This is a genomic window from Aureitalea marina, from assembly GCF_002943755.1.
Taxonomy (GTDB): Bacteria; Bacteroidota; Bacteroidia; order Flavobacteriales; family Flavobacteriaceae; genus Aureitalea; species Aureitalea marina.
The window spans coordinates 1597720-1615017 of record NZ_MQUB01000001.1; the positions used below are offsets into that span (position 1 = coordinate 1597720).

The following is a 17298-nucleotide window of genomic DNA, read 5'->3' on the forward strand; positions in this document are numbered from 1 at the left end:
ATGAGCAAGACAACCGGGATGGATTACGAAAGTAAGCCACGCGACTATTACGAAAACGAGCGGGAAGAAATGTTGGAATTCTTGCCAGCCCAGGTGGAACACGTATTGGACGTAGGATGCAGCAACGGGAATTTTGGTCGTATGGTCAAAGAAAAGACCGGTGCCGAGGTACAGGGGATAGAACCCATGAAAGAGTTCGCCGACCTGGCCAGTGAACAACTTGACAAGGTTTATACGGCCACAGTCGAGGACGCCATCGCTCAACTACCCGATAACTATTTTGACGTGATCTATTGTAACGACGTGCTGGAACATCTGGTAGACCCATACTCGGTTCTGAGATCATTTAAGGCTAAACTTAAACCCGGTGGACGGGTCATCAGTTCCATCCCAAACATGCGTTATTTCAGGTCTTTTTTCAAGCTCTTGTTCCAAGGCGAATGGAAGCATGAGGATGAAGGGATCATGGACCGAACCCACCTGCGTTGGTTTACCCAAAAAAGCATGGTCCAGTTATTCGAAGATCAAGGATATGAGGTTTTCGAGCAAAAAGGTATCAACGCCAGTAAATCGCTTAAACCACGTCTGATGAATCTACTGATGCTGGGAGGAGCCGCCGATATGAAGTATATGCAATTTGCTACTGTGGGCGTACTAAAATAAAGGCTACTTGCTTGATTGTAGACTGGGGTAGTCGTACCTTTGCAAAAGCAAAAGCAAATGGCAAAAACATATCCCAAAGCGATCCATCATCCTGTCTTCAAGGATATTTCTTCCGCGGCCAGCGAGCTTCGTCTGGATGCTTATGTTATCGGTGGATTTGTACGGGATTTCTTCCTGGACCGAGGTACGCACAAGGATATTGATATAGTGGCCATTGGAAGCGGGATCGACCTGGCCAAGAAGGTCTCTTCCAAACTTTCTGGAAAACCCAAAGTGACCATTTTTAAGAATTATGGCACGGCCATGATCAAGGCCGGTGACCTGGAATTGGAATTTGTGGGCGCCCGCAAGGAATCCTATCGCAAGGATAGTCGAAATCCGGCGGTGGAAAACGGGACCCTGGAGGATGATCAGAATAGGCGGGATTTTACCATAAATGCGCTGGCCATTAGTTTGAATCCGGACAATTTCGGGGAATTACTGGACCCATTTGGAGGGATGACGGATCTGGAGAACAAACTGATCCGTACGCCACTGGACCCGGATACCACCTACAGCGACGACCCGCTAAGAATGCTCAGGGCCATCCGTTTTGCTACACAGCTGGGTTTTACCATAGAAGAAACTTCCCTGGAGGCCATCGGCCGGAATGCGGAACGGATACGGATCGTATCCAAGGAACGCATAGTCGATGAGATCAATAAGATCCTGGCTACAGATAAACCTTCTGTGGGTTTTGCTATCCTGCATAAAACCGGGCTGTTACCGGAGATATTTCCAGAGCTGTCCGCCTTGGAAGGGATAGAGGAAATGGAAGGTCAGCGCCACAAGGACAATTTCTGGCATACCCTGGAAGTGGTGGATAACCTGGCGGCTACCTCAGATGACCTCTGGCTCCGATGGGCAGCACTATTGCACGATATTGGCAAGGCACCGACCAAACGCTTCGATAAGAAGATCGGCTGGACCTTCCACGGGCACGAATTTGTTGGCGGGAAGATGGTTTACAAACTCTTCAAGCGCTTGAAGATGCCGCTGAACGAGAAAATGAAGTTTGTGCAAAAGATGGTGACCATGAGTTCCCGTCCGATCGTTTTGGCATCTGATGTAACCGATAGTGCCGTTCGCAGGCTGGTTTTTGATGCGGGTGACCACGTAGACGATCTGATGACACTATGCGAGGCAGATATCACAACCAAAAATCCGAAACGATTTAAGCGTTATCACCAGAATTTCAAACGTGTCCGGGAGAAGATCGTCGAGGTAGAAGAGCGAGACCATATCCGAAACTTTCAACCACCGGTCAGCGGGGAAGAAATCATGGCCACTTTTGGCATAGGACCCTCCCGGGAGATTGGGATCATAAAAGAAGCTATAAAAGAAGCCATACTCGAAGGACAGATTCCCAACGAGCATCAGGCGGCATATCAATTCATGCTGGAAAGGGCAGCCAGCCTAGGTTTAAAACCGGTTTAATCATCATGAAGGATCACAAAGGAGTTATCTATTGGCTGTTAGCGGGCTGCGCGCTAATCTTCACCATGGTCATAGTTGGCGGAATAACCCGTTTAACACATTCGGGTCTTTCCATGTCCGACTACAATCTCATCACGGGCACCATTCCTCCCATGAATGAGGCCGAGTGGCAGGCTGCCTTTGAACTGTATCAGCAGTACCCGGAATTTCAAAAGATCAACTTTAATTTCACGCTGGAGGACTTCAAACAGATCTATTTCTGGGAGTGGATACACCGAGTGATCGGACGACTGATCGGCGTGGTTTTCATTATACCATTCCTTTATTTCCTGGTGCGTAAGCAACTCAGTAAAGCGACTATCCGCAAATGTTTGGTTCTACTTTTTTTAGGTGGTTTTCAAGGTTTCCTGGGTTGGTATATGGTAAAAAGCGGCTTGGTAGATCGACCGGATGTCAGTCACTATCGACTCGCCATGCACCTGACTACTGCCTTCATTACCTTTGCTTACACCCTCTGGGTTGCCCTTGATCTGATCTTCCCGGACAAAAAACCAATTGATCGCTCCATGCGTAAACTGATCCGCTGGGGTCTGGCGCTGTTACTGGTGCAGATCGTGTGGGGAGCCTTTGTGGCCGGCCTGGACGCCGGTTGGATCCACAATCACTGGCCCAAGATGAGCGATGGCAAATGGATACACGAAACAGTGACCATAGAGCAGGATCCGGTATGGAAGAATTTCGTAGAAGGTAAGAGTGGTGTGCAATTTGTGCACCGATACATGGCTTACGCTGTTGTGGGAATTATCATCGCGATTTGGTTAAAAGGAAAGAAACGAGTCATGACGACATTCCAAAGTCGAGGTCTGAATGTCCTCCTTGGTTTGGTATTTATACAATTCGTTCTAGGTGTACTAACCCTTCTGATGCAGGTTCCAGTCTGGTTGGGTGTGCTCCACCAGGTCTTTGCATTCTTGTTGTTGGCTGCCATGACTTTTTCCCTGCACAGGTACTCAAAATAAGCCTGGCTTAAAGTATATTTGCACCCTAATTGAAGATGGAGATGATATATCGATTTCGCGTAATTCTGGATACTCACGAAGATGTCTTTCGCGACCTGGAGATCAATGCGGAGGATACCCTGGAGGACCTTCACAATGTGATCGTGCAAAGCTTTGGTTTTGGCGGTCAGGAAATGGCTTCATTTTACCTCAGCGATCCCGAATGGGTACAAGGTGAAGAGATCCCGATGTTCGACATGAGTGAAGTTCCTGGGGAGATCAAAGTGATGAACGAGACCTTCCTGGAAGATGTGGTCAATGAGCAAAGTCCGCGCTTGATCTATGTGTATGACTTTTTAAACATGTGGACTTTTCTAGTCGAGCTGGCAGAGATCGCAGAGATCGAAGAGGGTCGCACCTATCCCAACCTCATCTTTGCTCACGGGCATATTCCGGAAGAGGCACCCGAAAAAGAGTTCATCGCCGAACCGGAATCAGGCTCCCAGGATGCCCTGGACCGGGACTATGATACGGACGATTATCAGGACCTGGATTTTGACCAAAACTGGAACTAGGATTTCCATCCACGACTAACCACAAATACACCATTCACTAAGTGATCAATCTTTACAGTACCCAAATCGACCAGTTGTCCATCCATCGGGTTGGAAACAAGAGTCGGGCTGAAGGACTTTTTCTTTCCGCCACACCCTGCCAGATGAATGACGAACTCCACGCCTTATTGAAGGAATATTTCTTTAAACCCTTTCGCGAAAAAGATGAGGACTACCTCCGTTTTGCTCACGAGGTGGATCTGGAGTTTCACACCCTCCAACAACTCGTTAAACGGGCTTTCGCAAAACAGGAGAATTTTACCAATATCGCCCAGGATATCACCCGTTGTCTATACGAACAATCTGATCATCCGCACATCAAAGGTGGAGAGGTCTACGTGACCTACCTTGAGGGAATCGTGCACGACAATGAGAAAGTTGATGGAATCGGGATCTTCAAATCGGAGTTGACCCAGGATTTTCTGCAATTTGACCAGGGTGAGACTCAATTGGTACCCCGCTTGGAACAAGGGATAAACCTCAGTAAACTAGATAAAGGAGCCCTTATCCTGAACGTGGATGGTGAAGACGGCTTTAAACTACTATCAGTAGATAGCAATCGATACGATACCCGTTATTGGTTGGAGCGTTTCCTGGGGGCCGAACCGCTTGCTGACGAGAATTTCAAGACCAAGCACTACCTGAAAATGTGCCAGGATTTTGCCCGTCAGGTTGTTTTACCGGCTGAGGACAAGAAAGAGGAAGTTTTGTTCATGAATCGCGCTGTGAATCACTTCGCCAAGAACGATACTTTCGAAGAGACGCAGTTCATGAACGACGTGATCGAAAATCCGGATCTTATCCCGGAATTCCGTCATTTTAAAACGGAACAGGCTCCTAAGTACAAGATCGAGGATCTGACGACCTTCCCCATCGCCAATACAGCCGTGACCGCTGCCCGAAAGAAGATTCGCAACACCATCGAGTTGGATACCAATATCCAGATCAAGATGGATTTCATCAACCCGGAGAGTGCAGAGCGCTTCGTTGAAAAAGGTTGGGACGAAGAAAAACAGATGTACTACTACCTGGTCTATTTCAACCAGGAGCGCAAGAGCTAAATTCGGTTTGCTTGTAACAATTCCGGGGCAGGATCGTCATATTTCCAGCTAATCACCAAAATCCATTCTGTGGAACACATCCTGACGATCAACAACCTGACCAAGCGATTTGGTCCCATCACGGCAGTCGATAATCTTTCCTTCACCATAGAAAAAGGCAACGTCTATGGGATACTTGGACCAAACGGGAGTGGTAAGTCCACCACCCTAGGTATCGTGCTCAATGTAGTCAACCGGACGGCCGGGGAATTTTCCTGGTTTGATGGTGCCATGGACACACACGAAGCATTAAAACGTGTTGGAGCCATTATTGAACGGCCCAATTTCTATCCCTATATGACGGCGGTACAAAACCTGGAATTGGTCTGCAAGATCAAAGGGGTGGACACGGATAAGGTCGATGAAAAATTGGAAGCTGTGGGTTTGCTGGATCGTAAGGACAGTAAATTCAGAACCTTTTCGCTGGGGATGAAACAACGTCTGGCCATTGCGTCTGCCTTGCTGAACGACCCGGAGATACTGATCCTGGACGAACCCACAAACGGATTGGACCCACAGGGGATTCATCAGATCCGTCAGATCATCAAAGAAATCGCTGCTCAGGGTACCACCATATTACTTGCTTCACACCTGTTGGACGAAGTTGAAAAGGTGTGTACCCATGTGGTCATTCTTAGAAAAGGAGCCAGTTTGTATAGCGGCCGGGTAGATGGTATGAACGCCAGTCATGGCTTCTTTATCCTGGAATCGAACGATATGGAGCAGTTGAAGGCCACCTTGGAAAGTTTGCCTTCCATCGATAAGATCAAATCCGAAGGAGAACAGTTAGTTGCTTACCTGAACCAGCCCATGGATGCCACAGAACTGAACCAACTGATGCATCAGAAAGGCATTGTCCTTTCACATCTGGTCAAACGAAAAGAAAGCCTGGAAGAGCAATTCCTGGAGATCACCAACAACCTAAATTAAGCCATCATGTTACGACTTTTAAGTATAGAAGTACAAAAGCTTCGATACAATAAATCGGCCCGAGTGATCTCTATTGTCTACTTCGTGCTGATCACCTTTATTGCCCTTATCGCCTCTATTGAATTCAATTTTGGGGATATCAATTTCCGTGTTGCAGACCAGGGAATTTTCAATTTTCCATTCATCTGGCACTTCAATACGTATATAGCAGCCATACTAAAAATATTCCTGGCCATTGTCATCGTTTCCATGATGGCCAATGAGTACAGTTACCGGACCCTAAAACAGAACCTGATCGATGGGATCTCGAAAAAGGAGTTCGTTTTGTCCAAATTCATAACTGTTGTAGGTTTCGCAGCCGTATCCACTGTCTTTGTGTTTGTGGTTTCCATGATACTGGGATTGTCCTTTTCAGATTATATGGAGATCGGCATCATCTTTAGTGACCTGGAATACCTTTTGGCTTATTTTATCAAATTAGTTGGATTCTTCTCCTTCTGTCTTTTCCTGGGAGTGCTGGTTAAGCGATCGGCATATGCTATCGGATTCCTGGTGATCTGGTGGTTAGCTGAGGGCTTACTATACTTACTGATGAAATGGCGTTTCTTTAGGGATACGGATATAGCCGAAAACGTGATGCAGTTCTTCCCATTGACTTCAATGTCTAACCTGATCATCGAACCAGCTACCCGACTGGGAGCCGTCCAGAGCGCGGCCAGTCAGTTAGGTGAAAATCTGGATAAGGACTATGAGGTAGGGATCTTACCACTGCTGATCGTCTCTGCATGGATCTTCCTATTTGTTTATTGGTCCTTCCTGATACTGAAGCGCAGGGACTTGTAAAATTAGATCGGTCCTATCCGCATTGCTGGCTAAATTCGATATATTTAGCCTCCTATGCGCCTAGCTGGAATTTTTGCCACTATCCTATTGCTAATCCCACTGACCATGAGGGGTCAGCAAGTCGAGTTATTTACCCAACACAACGGTAATTATGACTATTTAGCGTTTGGGAACACCTTAAACCCAGCTGAAAATAGTGATGGCATATGCGAGATCCTGACCGAGAGCTCGGCCAATTTCTCCCTGCTTGCAGGGCAATCCATCATTGCTGCCTATCTGTATTGGGCCGGATCAGGAACCGGGGATTTTGAAGTAGAGCTGAACGGTATACCTATTGAAGCTGAGCGTCAGTTCTCATTTAATTTTGATAGCCAGGGAACGAACTATGAATTCTTCGGGGCCATGGCCGAAATTACCACTTTGTTGCAGGAGTCGGACACCAACGACTATTTGTTCACTGAACTGGACCTGACCGACGTGATCGAGCCCTTTTGCGCTAACCAAACCAACTTCGGAGGATGGTCGGTAACAGTAGTCTATGAAGATCTTGGGCTGCCGTTGAACCAAGTGGCCATATTTGATGGCTTCGAGGCCGTATCAGGAGGAAATACCACCTTGAACATCGAACTAAATAACCTGGATGTCCTGGACAATATCGGGGCCAAGATCGGTTTCCTGGCCTGGGAAGGAGATTCCGGCCTTGCCGTGGATGAGACGCTCAGGATCAATGGGGCCATTTTGAGTAATCCCCCTTTGAACCCTGCCAATAACGCATTTAATGGGACAAACTCATTCACCAACTCCTCTGAACTTTACAACATGGACATCGATGTGTACAGCATCGAGAATAATATCGACCCCGGAGATACCCAGGCATTGATACAACTTACCTCTGGCCAGGACCTGGTACTGATCAATAATATAGTGACGGTGCTCAACACAGAATTGCCTGATGCAACAATCGAGATCTCACTGCGGGATCCCATCGTTTGTGGAGATACAGATTTCACCTTGGACTATACCGTATTTAACCTGAACAGTACGGGAGAACTAGTGGCAAAAACTCCTATTGCTTTTTACATTGACGATGTCTTAGTCGGCCAGGCTCAGACCTTGAATGAGATCCCGATCGACGGCTCGGAAAGTAATAGTATCGTCCTGGATTTTCCCGCAGACCTTACCGAACTGTTTGAACTCAGGGCGGTAGTAGATGATGATGGAACCGGTGAAGGCCTTTCCCTGGAACTGGACGAGGACAACAATGAAGATAACCTGGAACTACAGCAGCTGATCAATCCGGAGATTATTGGGGTGATCGACCTGGAGGAATGCGATCTGGTGCAGACGGAGATCTTCGACCTGACCCTGGCTACGGCCCAGATCGATGCGGCTAACGACATTTCGTTTCACCTCAGTTTTGAAGATGCCGATGAAGACGAACGGCCAATAGAAAATCCAGAGGAATACGAGAATATCTCAAGCCCCCAAACCATATGGATTCGTGTAGAGAACGAACAATGCTACCTGGTAGATAGTTTTACCATAACCGTGGTTTTTTGTCCATATCCGGATGCGACCATAGAGGTAGACAACCAGATCAATGCATGCAGACAGCGGGACAGCGAGATCGAATACACGGTGTACAATATCGACGGTCGGGGGCCATTACCTTCCGGAACACCCATTGCGTTTTACGCTGAAGATGAACTGATCGGGCGATCCACTACCATCAATACGATACCCATAAACGGGAGTGAAAGAGGATTTACCGAAGTGGAATTGCCTATGAGTTTGCCTGAAGAATTCCCCATCAGGGTTGTGGTAGACGATGATGGCTCGGGCACAAGTACTGTACTGGAACTGAATGAGGAAAATAATGATTTCACCCAAGTAGTCATCTTTGTGAGTATTCCCCCTATTGGTCGCTTGAACGATCTTTTGCTTTGTGACGAGGGATTTCAGTCTGCCGTTTTCGACCTGACTCAGCTCAATGACCTGGTCTCAACGGATCCTAACGATAGTATCACGTATTACACCTCTGAAACCGACGCCATCGAAGGCGATAATTGGATACTAAATCCAGAAAGTTTTAGCAATACATCCAATCCGCAGGCCATCTATGTCCGGCTGGAAAATGAGATCTGTTTTGCTACCGCCGTCTTTGAGATAGAAACGGAAAAGTGTCCGGTGAGTGTTTCCCAGGGGATTTCACCCAATGGTGACAACCTAAATGATGAACTCGAGATTCCCGGTCTATTGGATATATTTTTGGACTTCGAACTCGATATCTATTCCCGCTATGGTAACCTGGTTTACCAGGGGGGAAACGAGGACGGTTTTTGGGACGGAAAACCCAATAAAGGACTGTTCGGGAATCCAGGTACCCTTGTCCCAACCGGCACCTATTATTATGTCCTTAAACTGAATGATCCACTCTATCCCGAACCGCTGATCGGCTATGTCTATGTGAATTATTGATTGAGTGAATTTTCCTGCCTTAAGTTGCTTATTATCAGCATCTTAACTACTTGTAAGAGTTCGGCTACATTTGACACTCACTCTAAGTTATTGTCCCTCAATTGGTTAATTTTTTTTTGAAGGATTATGCTTACTATAATATATCTTCGTAAGCAGATTTAATACTGTTGGCATGCTTAGACTCCTTGGTTTTTTAGTATGTCTGGTATGGATCGGGTCCGCCTACGCTCAGGACACAGACATACAGGTCAATTCGGACCGTTTACAACGCAATATGAGGGCGTTGGCCGAATTGGATGAAGCCCCCAAAGAAACCAAACGAATTGCTGTAACCGAGACCACTTTGAACGGTCGTGCCTTCATCATGTCATTGATGAGAGAAGCAGGATTAAAGGTCTGGGTAGATTATGCCGGTAATATAGTAGGCACAAGAGCTGGATGGAATCCGGCCAACAAACCCATCTCCATTGGTTCCAGGATGAACACCATGAAGGAACAAGGAGACTACGAGGGTTATATCAGTTCGCTCGCCGCCGTAGAGGTCATCCAGACCTTTATGGATCACGACATTTTTACGGATCACCCTTTGGAGATCATCATCTTTACCGATGAGGAAGATGGTATTTCTGGAAGTCAGGCCGTTTTAGGAGATTATGACAATGAGTCCCTGAAATCCGTTAACGCCCGCGGAATAACCCGGGAAGAAGGGATCATCGAACTAGGTGGAGACCCCAAGAAGCTGGATAAACTGGTTCGACCAAAAGGAGCCATGGCCGCCTTTGTAGAATTACATGCCGATCCCATCGGAATTTTAGAGCGGAATAATATTGATATTGGGGTGGTAGACCGCATCATCGATAAGCGCAGTTGGGATATTCGTATCACCGGATTACCCACGCACGCTGGTATTACCGGAACTGAATTGCGGAATGAGACTTTGATGGCAGCCTCCAATCTGTACATTAAACTTAAGGAGATCACTGGCAGTTATGATAGCCGACCTATCGGTTTGCTGAGTGATCCGGTACAGGCCGAGAAAAATCCTGAAGGACGGGTTACCATGAATGCTACCCTATCGATCAGTGATTCATCCATCGAGCGGATCAACGAGATTTACATGCTTCTCAAACAATCTTCCTACGATATTGCCCATCAGGAAGGAGTAGAGATCAGTTTTAAACAAGTCATGGATGACGACACGGACGGTCTGATCGACCCTACCCTACAGCGAGTGATCGATAATGCTGCTTCCACACTGGGACTTTCAACACGAAAGGTTCAATCTGGTACCGAGTACGATGCCGGTGGAATTGCCTCCATAGCTCCTACCGCTATGATCTTCTTGCCTGCGGCCGAAGCATCGGATTTGGCCTTTGTGGACCACCAAGGCGGAGATGACATTGCCAATGGAGCCAATGTCTTGCTACTGACCTTGTTGGCCTTGGATAAGGAACTACAAAAAGATGAGATGCCCGTCGGAGGAAATTAATCCTCGCTTACTGTAACCGTTTTGGGAGAAGGACTATTTCAAGAAGTAGCCACGATCACATTTTTGATTTATCTTTAGGTGATAAGCCCAATGTATGTGTTATGACATAAAGGCCAGCTTGGAAACTCAGCTTCATCGAGCCAAGCGTAGAGGAGATCATCGTGCGGTAGAGGAGATCATGGAGAAATTGCTGCCGTGGACAGATCTACCCATCCATCACGCCTCGGGATTTAGCCATCCACGTATGTTCATTTACACAGACGAACGTCCGGATCTGCCAACCGTATCCATTTGGGGCCTGATCCCACATTGGGTTCGAGATCGCGAGCAGATGAAGAAACTATGGAATCAAACCCTGAATGCCCGGGGAGAGACCATCTTCGAAAAACCTTCCTTTCGCGATGCGGCCAGGTATCATCGTTGCCTGGTATATGTGGATGGTTTCTACGAACACCAACACCACAAGGGTAAGACCTTTCCCTATTTCATCCATCGGGAAGATGGTGAACCCTTGATCATGGCCGGACTTTGGAGTATCTGGGAGGATCCCGAAAACAGAGAACTGATCAACAGCTTTAGCCTGGTCACCACCCGGGGAAATGAGTTGCTCTCTGAGATCCATAATAATCCGAAAATTGCTGGTCCCAGAATGCCTGTCATATTGCAAGCAGATCAAGCGGATGAATGGTTAAGGCCCGTGGATGATCCCCTGGATCAAAAACTTCTTGAAGAACTCATTCAACCCCTTCCCGATAAAGAGCTTAAAGCTCATACCGTAAGACGTCTTAGAGGAAAAGAATACACCGGAAATACGGAAGGAATCGAGCAACCATTTTACTACCCGGAATTGGCCCAGGGAGGTCTTTTCGACGATTGAAATGACTAACTTTGTCAGTCTGATTTTAAGCCATGAAATTCAAGATCGTATCCGACTTTAAACCTACGGGAGATCAACCAGAAGCCATTCAAGACCTGGCCGAAGGGATCAATTCCGGAGAAAGGTATCAGACCCTGCTCGGGGTTACTGGTAGTGGAAAGACCTTTACAGTGGCCAATGTCGTGGAGTCTGTTCAGCGACCGACCCTGGTACTAGCACATAATAAGACCCTGGCCGCCCAATTATACAGTGAGTTCAAACAATTCTTCCCGGACAATGCGGTGGAATATTTTGTCTCCTACTACGATTACTACCAACCGGAAGCCTATCTGCCCACCTCCGGAACCTATATCGAAAAGGATCTGTCGATCAATGAAGAGATCGAAAAACTAAGACTTAGTACTACCTCTGCCCTGCTTTCCGGACGACGGGATGTGCTGGTAGTCGCCTCAGTGTCCTGCCTTTATGGTATCGGAAACCCTGTTGAATTTCAGAAAAATGTGATCCAACTGGAACAAGGTCAGATCATATCCCGAACCAAGCTTTTACATCAATTGGTGCAAAGTTTGTATTCCAGGACGGAGATGGATTTCCACAACGGACGTTTCCGTATAAAGGGAGATACCGTTGATGTGTATCCCGGTTATGCCGATCACGCCTTTCGCATTCACTTCTTTGGGGATGAGATCGAAGAGATCGAGGCCTTTGATCCCAACACCAATGAGATCATTGAGAAATACGACCGCCTGAACATCTATCCGGCCAATATGTTTGTTACTTCACCGGATGTTCTTCAAGATGCGATTCGTGATATACAAGATGACCTGGTCAAACAAGTGGATTATTTCAAGGAGATTGGAAAGCATTTGGAGGCTAAACGTTTGGACGAGCGAACGAATTTTGACTTGGAAATGATCAGAGAACTGGGCTACTGTAGCGGCATTGAGAACTATAGCCGGTACCTGGACCGAAGAGCACCCGGAACTCGACCATTCTGCCTGCTGGACTATTTCCCGGACGATTACCTGATGGTAGTTGACGAGAGTCACGTTTCCATTCCCCAGGTTTCGGCCATGTACGGAGGAGATCGCTCCAGGAAAGAGAACTTGGTGGAATACGGATTCCGATTACCGGCTGCAATGGATAATCGACCGCTCAAATTTGAAGAATTTGAGGTCTTACAGAACCAAGTGATCTATGTAAGTGCGACACCGGCCGATTACGAATTGGAGAAGACCGGAGGAGTCTACATCGAACAGATCATCCGACCAACAGGACTACTAGACCCGCCCATCGAAGTACGCCCTAGTTTGAACCAGATCGATGATTTATTAGAAGAGATCCAGAAACGAGTGGAACAAGATGAACGCGTTCTGGTTACTACCCTCACCAAACGAATGGCTGAAGAACTTACGAAGTACATGGCCAGGATCCAGGTCAGATGCCGGTACATACATTCAGACGTGGACACCTTGGAGCGAGTGGAGATCATGCAAGACCTGCGTTTGGGATTATTCGATGTACTGGTGGGAGTCAACCTGCTAAGAGAAGGACTGGACCTGCCCGAAGTCTCACTGGTGGCCATACTGGATGCAGATAAAGAAGGATTCCTGAGAAGCACGCGCTCCTTAACTCAAACTGTTGGTCGTGCAGCGAGGCACATAAACGGAAAGGCCATCATGTATGCCGATAAGATCACCAGGAGCATGCAAGAGACCATGGACGGAACAGATTATCGCAGAAGTAAGCAGATCGCGTACAACGATGCTCATGGCATTACCCCAAAAGCGATCAAGAAGTCTCTGGAAAACGCACTGACCAAAGCCAAAACAGAGGCCTATACTCTAGATACCGCAGAAGATTTGCTCGCCGAAAAGGAAGGCGAATACCTGAGCAAAGAACAATTGGAAAAACGGATCAGGGATACGCGCAAGGAAATGGAAAAAGCAGCCAAGGAACTGGATTTCCTGATGGCTGCCAAACTCAGAGACAAGATCAAATCCCTCCAGCGCGAATTGGAAACCCAACACTCCTAGGCGAATATGAGTCAACATCACCCGGATTCCGTCAGACTAAACAAAGCCATCAGCGATAGCGGCTACTGTTCCCGCAGACAGGCGGACAAACTGATCGAACAAGGACGTGTCCAGATCAACGGCGAGCCGACCGGCTTGGGGCAACGTGTGATGCCACAGGATGTAGTTACCGTAGATGGCAAACCGATCAAGAGTCAAGAGAATCTGGTCTATATCGCCCTGAATAAGCCTGTAGGTATAACTTCAACAACGGATCAACGAGTAAAAGGTAATGTGGTGGACTTCATCAATCACCCGGAAAGGATCTACCATGTAGGGCGGCTGGACAAACCCAGCGAGGGCTTATTATTGATGACCAACGATGGGGACATTGTTAATAAAATACTCCGTGCAGGGAACCGGCATGAGAAAGAATATATTGTTACGGTGGATCGGCCCATCACTCCAGAATTTTTAAAGCGTATGTCCAGTGGAGTTCCTATCCTGGACACCGTGACCAAACCCTGTCAAGTTGAGAAAATAAGCCGCTATGTTTTCAGGATTATTTTGATCCAAGGTTTGAACCGACAGATCAGGCGCATGTGTGAATACTTTGAATATGAGGTCGTCAAATTGAAGCGGATCCGTATTATGAACATCGCTTTGGGAGATCTTCCTACTGGTGCCTGGAGAGATTTGACTACCAGAGAGTTAGAGGATCTAAAGAAAGAACTTAAAGATTCTGACAATCAGTCTTTTAAGCCCCAATAATTTCATTTCCAACAGGGCTAACAACTTGAGTATATTCCAAAAGAAAACCGCGTGCCGATTGAGTAGCACGCGGTCGTTTTCAACTAACTAACCAAATTAAATTTCAATTATGAAATCTCAACCATCCGTTTAATATCTTGCTCCTCTTCCTTTTTGGGAAGGGTGATACTCAAAATCCCACTTTCATAATTTGCTCCGATCTCATTTATGTTTACCGTTTCAGGTATTTTGAAAGACCGGGTAAATTCTCCGTAGTTAAACTCCTTACGGTTAAATTTACGCTTAATTTCGGACTCAGAATCATCCGCCGGATGATTTTTTGAAGAGATTGTTAACACCTGTTTATCAAGCTCAATGGAGAAATCCTCCTTCTTCAAACCTGGGGCCGCAATTTCGATTGCAAAGATGGAAAAATTCTCGCTAATATTGACAGCGGGAATGCTAAATGTTTCATAATCTTGCCTGTCCAATCGATTCTCAATAAACCAGTCGTCAAACAAGCTGGGAAACAATCCGGTATTTCGTTTTATCATTCTCATAACCAATGTGAATTAAAGTTGTTTTCCACATCAATTGCAAATAGGAAGCCAATTCGAATTTAGCGACATTTTGTCCTGAAACAACTCATTTTCAAGGACATTTTGTCGGAATTCAAGAATGATAACCCGCTATTTATTAATTGTAATAGGTCTGGAAGATCTTGACCAATTCTTCAGATGGGATCAGTTTGTGTTCATAGTCGTTCAAGCGATTGAGAATTCGATCGATCGCCGCGGGCCGGATACCCATCTTTAGACCAAACTCCTTGATGGTCTCCACCTCTTTCTCGTGGATCTCCCCATCTACATTCATGACCAGTAACAGCTTGTGGAAATGGATGATCCGCTCTAACTCGGAGAATATGGGTTTGGAAGGCAGTGGATGCTGAAATAGAGCATCAACCTCCGCCTGGGTGATATCCATCCTTCTGGCCAGGCGTTGAATAAAATCGTACTCCGAGGCCGTTACTTTATCATCGGCGTGGGCCAGAACGATCAGGTCACTGATCAGGGCTTGTTTCTTTAGGGAACTCATTGGTTTATTACGTGAGACAAAAATAAGAATACTTCAGATATTAAATTAAAAAACCCGGTCACAAGGACCGGGCAACCAAATTTACTACTCTCACTTAATTAACTCGCGGCAACGATCCGCACGGGAACGTTGTACTGTTTACCCTGCTCAAGGTTAGTAGCGATCTCTTGATAATTCAAGCGAGCTTTTACAAAACGCTCTACTTGTTGATTCTCGGTCTCCACGTCAAGAACTACGATCTCGTTATCATCGTTCAACATGAAGGTTACATAGGCAGAGATCTCTGCGTCAACTTGAAATTGAGGGTTTTCAAGCAGTTCTGCGATTTGCTCAGAACATGACTTGTTTAATTCCTTTACTGGTTCGGTGGCTGCAGATAATACGGTTCCAGTCAAAAGTGCAAGTGCCAGTGCGATTGATTTGATTGTTCTCATGATGTTCGTTTTTAATGATTGATAAATGATTGATAAATGATTGATATGCTTTATAGACGTATCAAAATCAATTATGTTACTCAACGTTTTAGTTTTTAACGGTTTATTAACCAAACTTAACGTTGCTTAACACTAAACGCTCAACATGAAGTATTTAGGTAACACAGGATCAAGGTCCAGCAAGGATGTGGGTTATGCGAGAACCGCCTGCACCTTATCGGCTGCTTCCTGGAAGGCCACCGCCGATTGAACATCCAGGCCACTGTTGTCTATCAGCTCCTTGGCGATGTCAGCATTAGTTCCCTGCAGACGCACAATGATAGGAACATCTATGCTTCCCATGTTCTTGTAGGCATCAACGATTCCCTGGGCAACGCGATCACAACGAACGATCCCACCAAAGATATTCACCAGGATGGCTTTTACATTAGGATCCTTCAAGATGATATTAAAAGCTGTTTCTACTCGTTCAGCATCAGCAGTACCTCCAACATCTAGGAAGTTGGCTGGCTCTCCCCCAGCTTGTTTGATCAGGTCCATGGTGGCCATAGCCAATCCGGCACCGTTAACCATACATCCTACATTTCCGTCCAGATCAACATAGTTCAGTCCAACCGCTTTGGCTTCCACCTCTATCGGGTTTTCCTCCCGGATATCCCTCATGGCCGCATAGTCCTTGTGACGATAAAGAGCATTGTCGTCCAGGGTGACCTTAGAATCTACGGCGATCACACGATCGTCACTGGTCTTCAAAACCGGGTTGATCTCAAACAGAGAAGCATCCGAAGATATATAGGCTTTGTATAGCGCCGATACGAATTTGGTCATTTGCTTGAATGCCTGTCCACTCAACCCCAGGTTGAAGGCCACTCTTCTAGCTTGGAAAGGTAGCAGTCCGACCGCCGGGTCCACCTCCTCGGTAAAGATCAGGTGAGGGGTCTTTTCGGCAACTGCCTCGATGTCCATTCCACCTTCAGTAGAATACATGATCATATTCTTCCCTTTGGCACGGTCCAGCAAGACACTCATATAATATTCTTCCGGTTCACTGTCTCCCGGATAGTACACATCTTCTGCGATCAGCACCTGATGTACTCGCTTCCCTTCAGGTGGGGTCTGAGGAGTGACCAGATCCATCCCGATGATCTGTCCGGCAATGTCTCTGACCTCATCCAGAGACTTGGCCAACTTTACTCCACCGCCTTTACCACGGCCTCCGGCATGTACTTGTGCCTTGATCACGTGCCAACCCGTTCCGGTCTCCTCGGTCAGTTTCTTTGCCGCCTCAACAGCTTCTTCCGGGCTAGTCGCTACCATCCCTCTTTGTATCTCTACTCCGAAACTATTTAAGATCTCTTTTCCCTGATATTCGTGTAAGTTCATCGATGCTGATTTTTAACCCGACAAAAATAAGGATTGTCCCATCAATTGCCGAATTTTTATAGGTAGAAATCAAGTCTCCCTCCTCCCTGGCCAACCGGGCAAAAAAACAGGGCTCTTGTTCGGTTTACGAATCGAAATTCCAATTAACTTTAC

The 17298-nt window shown here is 46.6% G+C and carries 16 protein-coding genes; 12 read left to right on the plus strand and 4 right to left on the minus strand.

Annotated features, from left to right (window positions below; all coding sequences use genetic code 11):
- The 12 genes from BST85_RS07390 (at position 1) to rluF (ending at position 14254) form a co-directional block, all read left to right on the plus strand.
- Positions 1 to 663, plus strand: coding sequence for a class I SAM-dependent methyltransferase (locus tag BST85_RS07390; protein WP_245917655.1), 663 nt, complete (start codon positions 1 to 3; stop codon positions 661 to 663).
- A gap of 57 nt (positions 664 to 720) precedes the next feature.
- Positions 721 to 2139: a CCA tRNA nucleotidyltransferase gene (locus BST85_RS07395; protein WP_104812660.1), complete on the plus strand. Its 1419-nt coding sequence runs from the start codon at positions 721 to 723 to the stop codon at positions 2137 to 2139.
- Between the two features lie 5 nt (positions 2140 to 2144).
- Positions 2145 to 3158 carry a COX15/CtaA family protein gene (locus BST85_RS07400; protein ID WP_104812661.1) on the plus strand — a complete coding sequence of 338 codons (1014 nt, stop codon included), beginning with the start codon at positions 2145 to 2147 and terminating at the stop codon, positions 3156 to 3158.
- A gap of 41 nt (positions 3159 to 3199) precedes the next feature.
- Positions 3200 to 3712 carry an IS1096 element passenger TnpR family protein gene (locus tag BST85_RS07405; protein WP_104813945.1) on the plus strand — a complete coding sequence of 171 codons (513 nt, stop codon included), beginning with the start codon at positions 3200 to 3202 and terminating at the stop codon, positions 3710 to 3712.
- A gap of 41 nt (positions 3713 to 3753) precedes the next feature.
- Complete coding sequence (locus BST85_RS07410; protein ID WP_104812662.1) at positions 3754 to 4812, plus strand: nucleoid-associated protein; 1059 nt, start codon at positions 3754 to 3756, stop codon at positions 4810 to 4812.
- Positions 4813 to 4881: 69 nt separating this feature from the next.
- On the plus strand, positions 4882 to 5781 hold the full coding sequence (locus BST85_RS07415; RefSeq protein ID WP_104812663.1) for an ABC transporter ATP-binding protein: 900 nt from the start codon (positions 4882 to 4884) through the stop codon (positions 5779 to 5781).
- 6 nt (positions 5782 to 5787) lie between these two features.
- Positions 5788 to 6624 (plus strand): ABC transporter permease, encoded by an 837-nt coding sequence (locus BST85_RS07420; RefSeq protein ID WP_104812664.1) that lies wholly within the window; start codon positions 5788 to 5790, stop codon positions 6622 to 6624.
- A gap of 54 nt (positions 6625 to 6678) precedes the next feature.
- Entirely contained in the window at positions 6679 to 9102 is a 2424-nt protein-coding gene (locus BST85_RS07425; protein ID WP_104812665.1) for a T9SS type B sorting domain-containing protein, read from the plus strand.
- A 172-nt stretch (positions 9103 to 9274) separates the two neighbouring features.
- Positions 9275 to 10591 carry a hydantoinase/carbamoylase family amidase gene (locus tag BST85_RS07430; protein WP_104812666.1) on the plus strand — a complete coding sequence of 439 codons (1317 nt, stop codon included), beginning with the start codon at positions 9275 to 9277 and terminating at the stop codon, positions 10589 to 10591.
- A 94-nt stretch (positions 10592 to 10685) separates the two neighbouring features.
- Positions 10686 to 11468: an SOS response-associated peptidase gene (locus tag BST85_RS07435; RefSeq protein ID WP_104812667.1), complete on the plus strand. Its 783-nt coding sequence runs from the start codon at positions 10686 to 10688 to the stop codon at positions 11466 to 11468.
- Positions 11469 to 11500: 32 nt separating this feature from the next.
- Positions 11501 to 13504 carry an excinuclease ABC subunit UvrB gene (gene uvrB, locus BST85_RS07440; RefSeq protein WP_104812668.1) on the plus strand — a complete coding sequence of 668 codons (2004 nt, stop codon included), beginning with the start codon at positions 11501 to 11503 and terminating at the stop codon, positions 13502 to 13504.
- Positions 13505 to 13510: 6 nt separating this feature from the next.
- Positions 13511 to 14254 carry a 23S rRNA pseudouridine(2604) synthase RluF gene (gene rluF / locus BST85_RS07445; RefSeq protein ID WP_104812669.1) on the plus strand — a complete coding sequence of 248 codons (744 nt, stop codon included), beginning with the start codon at positions 13511 to 13513 and terminating at the stop codon, positions 14252 to 14254.
- 107 nt (positions 14255 to 14361) lie between these two features.
- Here the strand turns inward: rluF and BST85_RS07450 are convergent, their stop codons facing one another.
- The 4 genes from BST85_RS07450 to sucC form a co-directional block, all read right to left on the minus strand.
- Positions 14362 to 14724 (minus strand): Hsp20/alpha crystallin family protein, encoded by a 363-nt coding sequence (locus BST85_RS07450; protein ID WP_245917656.1) that lies wholly within the window; start codon positions 14722 to 14724, stop codon positions 14362 to 14364.
- Positions 14725 to 14929: 205 nt separating this feature from the next.
- Positions 14930 to 15328, minus strand: coding sequence for a tellurite resistance TerB family protein (locus tag BST85_RS07455; protein WP_104812671.1), 399 nt, complete (start codon positions 15326 to 15328; stop codon positions 14930 to 14932).
- A gap of 98 nt (positions 15329 to 15426) precedes the next feature.
- The gene (locus BST85_RS07460; protein WP_104812672.1) at positions 15427 to 15762 is read right to left on the minus strand and encodes a hypothetical protein; all 336 of its coding nucleotides are present in this window, start codon (positions 15760 to 15762) and stop codon (positions 15427 to 15429) included.
- A gap of 192 nt (positions 15763 to 15954) precedes the next feature.
- On the minus strand, positions 15955 to 17145 hold the full coding sequence (gene sucC / locus BST85_RS07465) for an ADP-forming succinate--CoA ligase subunit beta (protein WP_104812673.1): 1191 nt from the start codon (positions 17143 to 17145) through the stop codon (positions 15955 to 15957).
- Positions 17146 to 17298: the final 153 nt, after the last annotated feature.

What these genes read in the sequence shown, in the direction of transcription:
- BST85_RS07390 (WP_245917655.1), top strand. Translation starts at nt 1, where the DNA reads ATGAGCAAGACAACCGGGATGGATTACGAAAGTAAGCCACGCGACTAT.
- BST85_RS07395 (WP_104812660.1), top strand. Translation starts at nt 721, where the DNA reads ATGGCAAAAACATATCCCAAAGCGATCCATCATCCTGTCTTCAAGGAT.
- BST85_RS07400 (WP_104812661.1), top strand. Translation starts at nt 2,145, where the DNA reads ATGAAGGATCACAAAGGAGTTATCTATTGGCTGTTAGCGGGCTGCGCG.
- BST85_RS07405 (WP_104813945.1), top strand. Translation starts at nt 3,200, where the DNA reads ATGATATATCGATTTCGCGTAATTCTGGATACTCACGAAGATGTCTTT.
- BST85_RS07420 (WP_104812664.1), top strand. Translation starts at nt 5,788, where the DNA reads ATGTTACGACTTTTAAGTATAGAAGTACAAAAGCTTCGATACAATAAA.
- BST85_RS07425 (WP_104812665.1), top strand. Translation starts at nt 6,679, where the DNA reads ATGCGCCTAGCTGGAATTTTTGCCACTATCCTATTGCTAATCCCACTG.
- BST85_RS07430 (WP_104812666.1), top strand. Translation starts at nt 9,275, where the DNA reads ATGCTTAGACTCCTTGGTTTTTTAGTATGTCTGGTATGGATCGGGTCC.
- BST85_RS07435 (WP_104812667.1), top strand. Translation starts at nt 10,686, where the DNA reads ATGTGTTATGACATAAAGGCCAGCTTGGAAACTCAGCTTCATCGAGCC.
- uvrB (WP_104812668.1), top strand. Translation starts at nt 11,501, where the DNA reads ATGAAATTCAAGATCGTATCCGACTTTAAACCTACGGGAGATCAACCA.
- rluF (WP_104812669.1), top strand. Translation starts at nt 13,511, where the DNA reads ATGAGTCAACATCACCCGGATTCCGTCAGACTAAACAAAGCCATCAGC.
- BST85_RS07455 (WP_104812671.1), bottom strand. Translation starts at nt 15,328, where the DNA reads ATGAGTTCCCTAAAGAAACAAGCCCTGATCAGTGACCTGATCGTTCTG.
- BST85_RS07460 (WP_104812672.1), bottom strand. Translation starts at nt 15,762, where the DNA reads ATGAGAACAATCAAATCAATCGCACTGGCACTTGCACTTTTGACTGGA.
- sucC (WP_104812673.1), bottom strand. Translation starts at nt 17,145, where the DNA reads ATGAACTTACACGAATATCAGGGAAAAGAGATCTTAAATAGTTTCGGA.